This is a genomic window from Bacillus sp. MBGLi79 (assembly GCF_002953915.1).
On the sequence record NZ_CP026521.1, the window covers coordinates 106,169 to 110,955 of the forward strand.

Below are 4,787 nucleotides of genomic sequence, written 5' to 3' on the forward strand. Positions count from 1 at the left end.
TGTGCTTACTGTGGGAGGAGGTAAGGAATGAATCGGGTCTTCCGTAATACCATTTTTTATTTACTTATTTTATTAGTTGTGATCGGAGTTGTGAGCTACTTCCAAACCGCAAATCCGAAAACAGAAAATATGACGTATAGTGACTTTGTTTCAAACCTAGATAAAGGGAAGGTTGAAAATGTCTCCATCCAGCCTGTCAGGGGCGTGTACGAGGTTCGGGGACAGCTGACGACCTATGAGAAAGATCAATATTTCCTGACCCATGTTCCTGAAGGAAAAGGGGCAGATCAAATCATTGATCAAGTGAAAAAAACGAAGATACAAGTAGAACCTGCACAGGAAGCAAATGGATGGATGACGTTCTTTACCACCATCATCCCTTTTGTTATTATCTTCATTCTTTTCTTCTTCCTGCTTAATCAGGCTCAAGGCGGCGGAAGCCGTGTTATGAACTTTGGAAAAAGCAAGGCGAAGCTCTATACAGAAGAAAAGAAACGCGTCAAATTCAAAGATGTGGCAGGAGCGGATGAAGAAAAGCAAGAGCTTGTGGAAGTCGTTGATTTCCTCAAGGATCCCCGCAAGTTCGCTGAACTCGGAGCAAGGATTCCGAAAGGCGTGCTTTTGGTCGGACCTCCGGGTACCGGTAAAACATTGCTGGCGAAAGCTTGTGCCGGAGAAGCAGGGGTGCCTTTCTTCAGCATCAGCGGTTCTGACTTCGTTGAAATGTTCGTCGGGGTTGGTGCATCACGTGTTCGCGACTTATTCGAAAACGCTAAGAAAAATGCACCGTGTCTGATTTTCATCGATGAAATTGATGCTGTCGGACGCCAGCGGGGAGCAGGTCTTGGCGGAGGGCACGATGAACGTGAACAGACGCTCAACCAGCTTCTTGTTGAAATGGACGGATTCAGCGCCAATGAAGGAATCATCATTATCGCTGCGACAAACCGCGCCGATATTTTAGACCCTGCATTGCTGCGTCCGGGACGTTTTGACCGTCAAATTACAGTTGACCGCCCAGATGTTAAAGGCCGTGAAGCTGTACTTCAAGTACACGCAAGAAACAAGCCGCTTGATGAATCCGTAAACTTAAAAGCGATCGCGATGCGGACGCCTGGATTCTCAGGTGCAGATCTTGAAAACCTTTTAAATGAAGCGGCTCTCGTAGCAGCGCGTCAAGATAAGAAAAAGATCGATATGCGAGACATCGATGAAGCGACAGACCGCGTCATCGCCGGACCTGCAAAGAAAAGCAGGGTCATTTCGAAAAAAGAACGCAATATCGTGGCTTATCACGAGGCGGGACACACTGTAATCGGACTTGTCTTGGATGAAGCGGATATGGTGCATAAAGTAACGATCGTACCGCGCGGCCAAGCGGGCGGATACGCCGTTATGCTTCCTAAGGAAGACCGTTATTTCCAAACCAAACCCGAACTTCTCGATAAGATCGTCGGCTTGCTTGGAGGCCGTGTAGCTGAAGAGATCATCTTCGGTGAGGTCAGCACGGGTGCCCATAACGACTTCCAGCGCGCTACAGGCATTGCCAGACGAATGGTAACTGAATTCGGTATGTCTGAAAAGCTCGGTCCTCTTCAATTCGGACAATCGCAAGGCGGGCAAGTGTTCTTGGGACGCGATTTCAACAATGACCAAAACTACAGCGACGCGATTGCGTATGAAATCGATAAAGAAATTCAGCGCTTCATTAAGGAATGTTATGAACGTGCAAAAACAATCCTTACTGAAAATCGCGACAAACTTGAGCTGATCGCTCAAACATTGCTGGAAGTTGAAACGCTCGACGCTGAGCAAATCAAACATTTGTCTGAGCACGGAAGACTTCCTGATCGCACATATTCGGATGATCAGGAAAAGACAGACGATGTGAAAGTCAACATCAATAAACGAGATGACGAAGAAAAAAACGAGGATGAGAAAGAGTAACGACTCATTTCCGCCTCTTCAGGAAAACTGCCAAGCTCTGCTTTTGGCAGTTTTCTTTTTTTATGGTTAAAAAACCTCTTTGGAAAATCTTTGTTCACTACGATTTGATTCGTTTACAAACAGAATCGGCATCGTGTATTGTATGATGGTAGAATGTTTTATGCCCAAGTAAGAGAAACTAGTCAAAAGTGGTGATCAGAATGTTGCTTGTTATAGATGTGGGAAATACAAACACCGTCCTTGGCATCTACCACGAAGGAGAGCTCGAATATCATTGGCGGATTGAGACAAGCCGCCATAAAACGGAAGATGAATTCGGCATGCTTCTTCGTTCTTTATTTGATTATGTCGGACTGATGTTTGACCAGATCGAAGGAATTATTATTTCATCAGTTGTACCTCCGATCATGTTCTCCCTCGAAAGAATGTGTATTAAATATTTTCAGATCGAGCCTCAGATTGTCGGTCCGGGAATGAAAACAGGATTAAACATAAAATACGATAATCCGAAAGAAGTCGGAGCAGACCGCATTGTAAATGCAGTGGCGGCTATTCATCTCTATGGGAGCCCCCTGATTGTCGTTGATTTTGGAACCGCTACGACGTACTGTTATATTAACGAGCGCAAGGAGTACATGGGCGGTGCGATCGCGCCGGGCATCACGATTTCAACTGAAGCGCTTTATTCGAGAGCTGCCAAGCTTCCCAGAATTGAAATTGCACGGCCCGATCATATTGTCGGCAAAAGTACGGTCAGCGCGATGCAGTCCGGAATCCTTTACGGCTACGTCGGACAGGTTGAAGGCATTGTCAAACGGATGAAATGGCAGTCCAAGAAAAATCCGAAAGTCATTGCGACGGGAGGTCTTGCTTCCTTGATAGCAGACGAATCGGACTGCATCGATATCGTTGACCCGTTCCTTACATTGAAGGGACTAGAGCTTATTTATGAACGGAATCGTGTTGAAAGTGTATAGGAGGATGAGGTATGGATTATTTAGTGAAAGCCATCGCATATGACGGCAAAGTGAGAGCATATGCAGCGAATACAACAGAAACGATTCATGAAGCCCAAAGAAGGCATAACACATGGCCTACCGCTTCCGCCGCTTTAGGAAGAACGATGACGGCGGCTGTCATGCTCGGTGCCATGCTGAAAGGCGAAGACAAGCTTACCGTCAAGATTGAAGGAGGCGGACCTATCGGCGCGATTGTCGCTGACGGAAATGCAAAAGGAGATGTCAGGGGCTACGTGTCCAATCCGCACGTTCATTTTGACTTAAATGAACACGGCAAACTGGACGTCAGAAGAGCCGTCGGTACGTCCGGCACACTAAGCGTAGTAAAAGATCTCGGTCTCCGCGATTTATTTACAGGCCAGGTTGAGATCGTTTCCGGAGAAATCGGCGAGGATTTTACATATTATCTCGTATCTTCTGAACAGGTTCCTTCTTCGGTGGGTGTAGGGGTGCTCGTCAACCCCGACAATACGATTTTAGCTGCAGGCGGATTTATCCTTCAGCTGCTGCCGGGCACGGACGATGAAACCATCACGAAGCTTGAAACAAACCTTTCTCAAGTGGAGCCCATTTCAAAGCTGATTCAGAAAGGTTTGACACCTGAGGAAGTGCTGGCTGCGGTATTGGGAGAAGAACCGGAAATACTGGAAACCGTTCCTGTCCGGTTTACATGCAATTGTTCAAAAGAGCGTTTCTCAGGAGGCATCATCGGTCTTGGCAAAGATGAAATTCAACAGATGATTGATGAAGATGGCCAAGCTGAGGCTCAATGCCATTTTTGCAATGAAAAGTATCTGTTTACAAAGGAAGAGCTTGAAGCGCTTCGAGATGAAATATAAGCCCGCTATGCAGTAGCGGGTCTTTTACAATGGGGAAAGGGGAGACACCATATTGAAATCAAGAACACTTTGGCCGATTATTTTAGGTGCGATCTTTGTCAACTGTATCGTGATCGCGTATGTTTTGACGAAATCGCAGACTGCTTCTTCACCGTCCGCTCAAGAAGTCATTGCACATATCGGAAAAAACGGCATCACGCGTGAAGAATGGCTGAGCGAAATGGAAGAGCGCTATGGAAAATCAACGCTTGAAGATATGATCAACGACCGCGTTGTTACCCAAATGGCCGAAAAAAATAAGATCAAAGTGTCTGATGAAGACATTGAAAGAGAATTTCTGCTGATTAAAGCTGTATACAATTCCTTCTACGAAGACGAAGCCACAACAGAAAAAGAATGGAAAGAGCAGATCAAGCATAATATTCTTCTAGAAGAGCTCCTGACAAAAGATATTGTCATTTCTGACAGCGAATTGAAGTCATTCTATAACAAAAATAAGGACTTATATAAATTCGATGATTCTTATCGCCTCAAGCATATCGTTGTCAAAGATAAAGACGAAGCAGAACAAGTTCTTAAAGAGCTGAAGGAAGGATCCAGCTTTGAAGCGGCCGCGGCTGAACATTCGACTGACCGGTATACTTCTCCTTACGGCGGCGACCTCGGGTTCGTCAATGATCAGCACGAAAACATTCCGGCCGAATATTTAGAGAAAGCTGAGCAGCTAAAGGAAAATCAATGGGTGGATGAACCGATTAAAACGAGCCAAGGCTATGCAATCATCCAGCTCAAAGAAAAGCTCCCGGGGCAAGCTTTCACTTACAGCGAAGTGAAAAATCAAATCAGAAGGCAGATCGCGATGGATCAATTAGGCGACAAAGCTTCGGTGAAGACACTTTGGAAAGATGCGAAAGTATCTTGGTTTTATGACGATAAAAAATAAAGATTGACAAAATATTTTGATATTGATAAATTAGATATA

General features: G+C 45.4%; 4 protein-coding genes. All 4 read left to right on the forward strand.

Annotated elements, in window-relative coordinates:
• Positions 1 to 27: 27 nt before the first annotated feature.
• The 4 genes from ftsH (at position 28) to C1T29_RS00630 (ending at position 4,748) form a co-directional block, all read left to right on the forward strand.
• Positions 28 to 1,947 carry an ATP-dependent zinc metalloprotease FtsH gene (gene ftsH / locus C1T29_RS00615; RefSeq protein WP_020449823.1) on the forward strand — a complete coding sequence of 640 codons (1,920 nt, stop codon included), beginning with the start codon at positions 28 to 30 and terminating at the stop codon, positions 1,945 to 1,947.
• 200 nt (positions 1,948 to 2,147) lie between these two features.
• Positions 2,148 to 2,924 carry a type III pantothenate kinase gene (locus tag C1T29_RS00620; RefSeq protein WP_003178242.1) on the forward strand — a complete coding sequence of 259 codons (777 nt, stop codon included), beginning with the start codon at positions 2,148 to 2,150 and terminating at the stop codon, positions 2,922 to 2,924.
• A gap of 11 nt (positions 2,925 to 2,935) precedes the next feature.
• The gene (gene hslO / locus C1T29_RS00625) at positions 2,936 to 3,805 is read left to right on the forward strand and encodes an Hsp33 family molecular chaperone HslO (RefSeq protein WP_020449824.1); all 870 of its coding nucleotides are present in this window, start codon (positions 2,936 to 2,938) and stop codon (positions 3,803 to 3,805) included.
• Positions 3,806 to 3,857: 52 nt separating this feature from the next.
• Positions 3,858 to 4,748 carry a peptidyl-prolyl cis-trans isomerase gene (locus C1T29_RS00630; RefSeq protein ID WP_026578991.1) on the forward strand — a complete coding sequence of 297 codons (891 nt, stop codon included), beginning with the start codon at positions 3,858 to 3,860 and terminating at the stop codon, positions 4,746 to 4,748.
• Positions 4,749 to 4,787: the final 39 nt, after the last annotated feature.

Coding starts and splice junctions, on each gene's coding strand:
- ftsH (WP_020449823.1), top strand. CDS start 28: ATGAATCGGGTCTTCCGTAATACCATTTTTTATTTACTTATTTTATTA.
- C1T29_RS00620 (WP_003178242.1), top strand. CDS start 2,148: ATGTTGCTTGTTATAGATGTGGGAAATACAAACACCGTCCTTGGCATC.
- hslO (WP_020449824.1), top strand. CDS start 2,936: ATGGATTATTTAGTGAAAGCCATCGCATATGACGGCAAAGTGAGAGCA.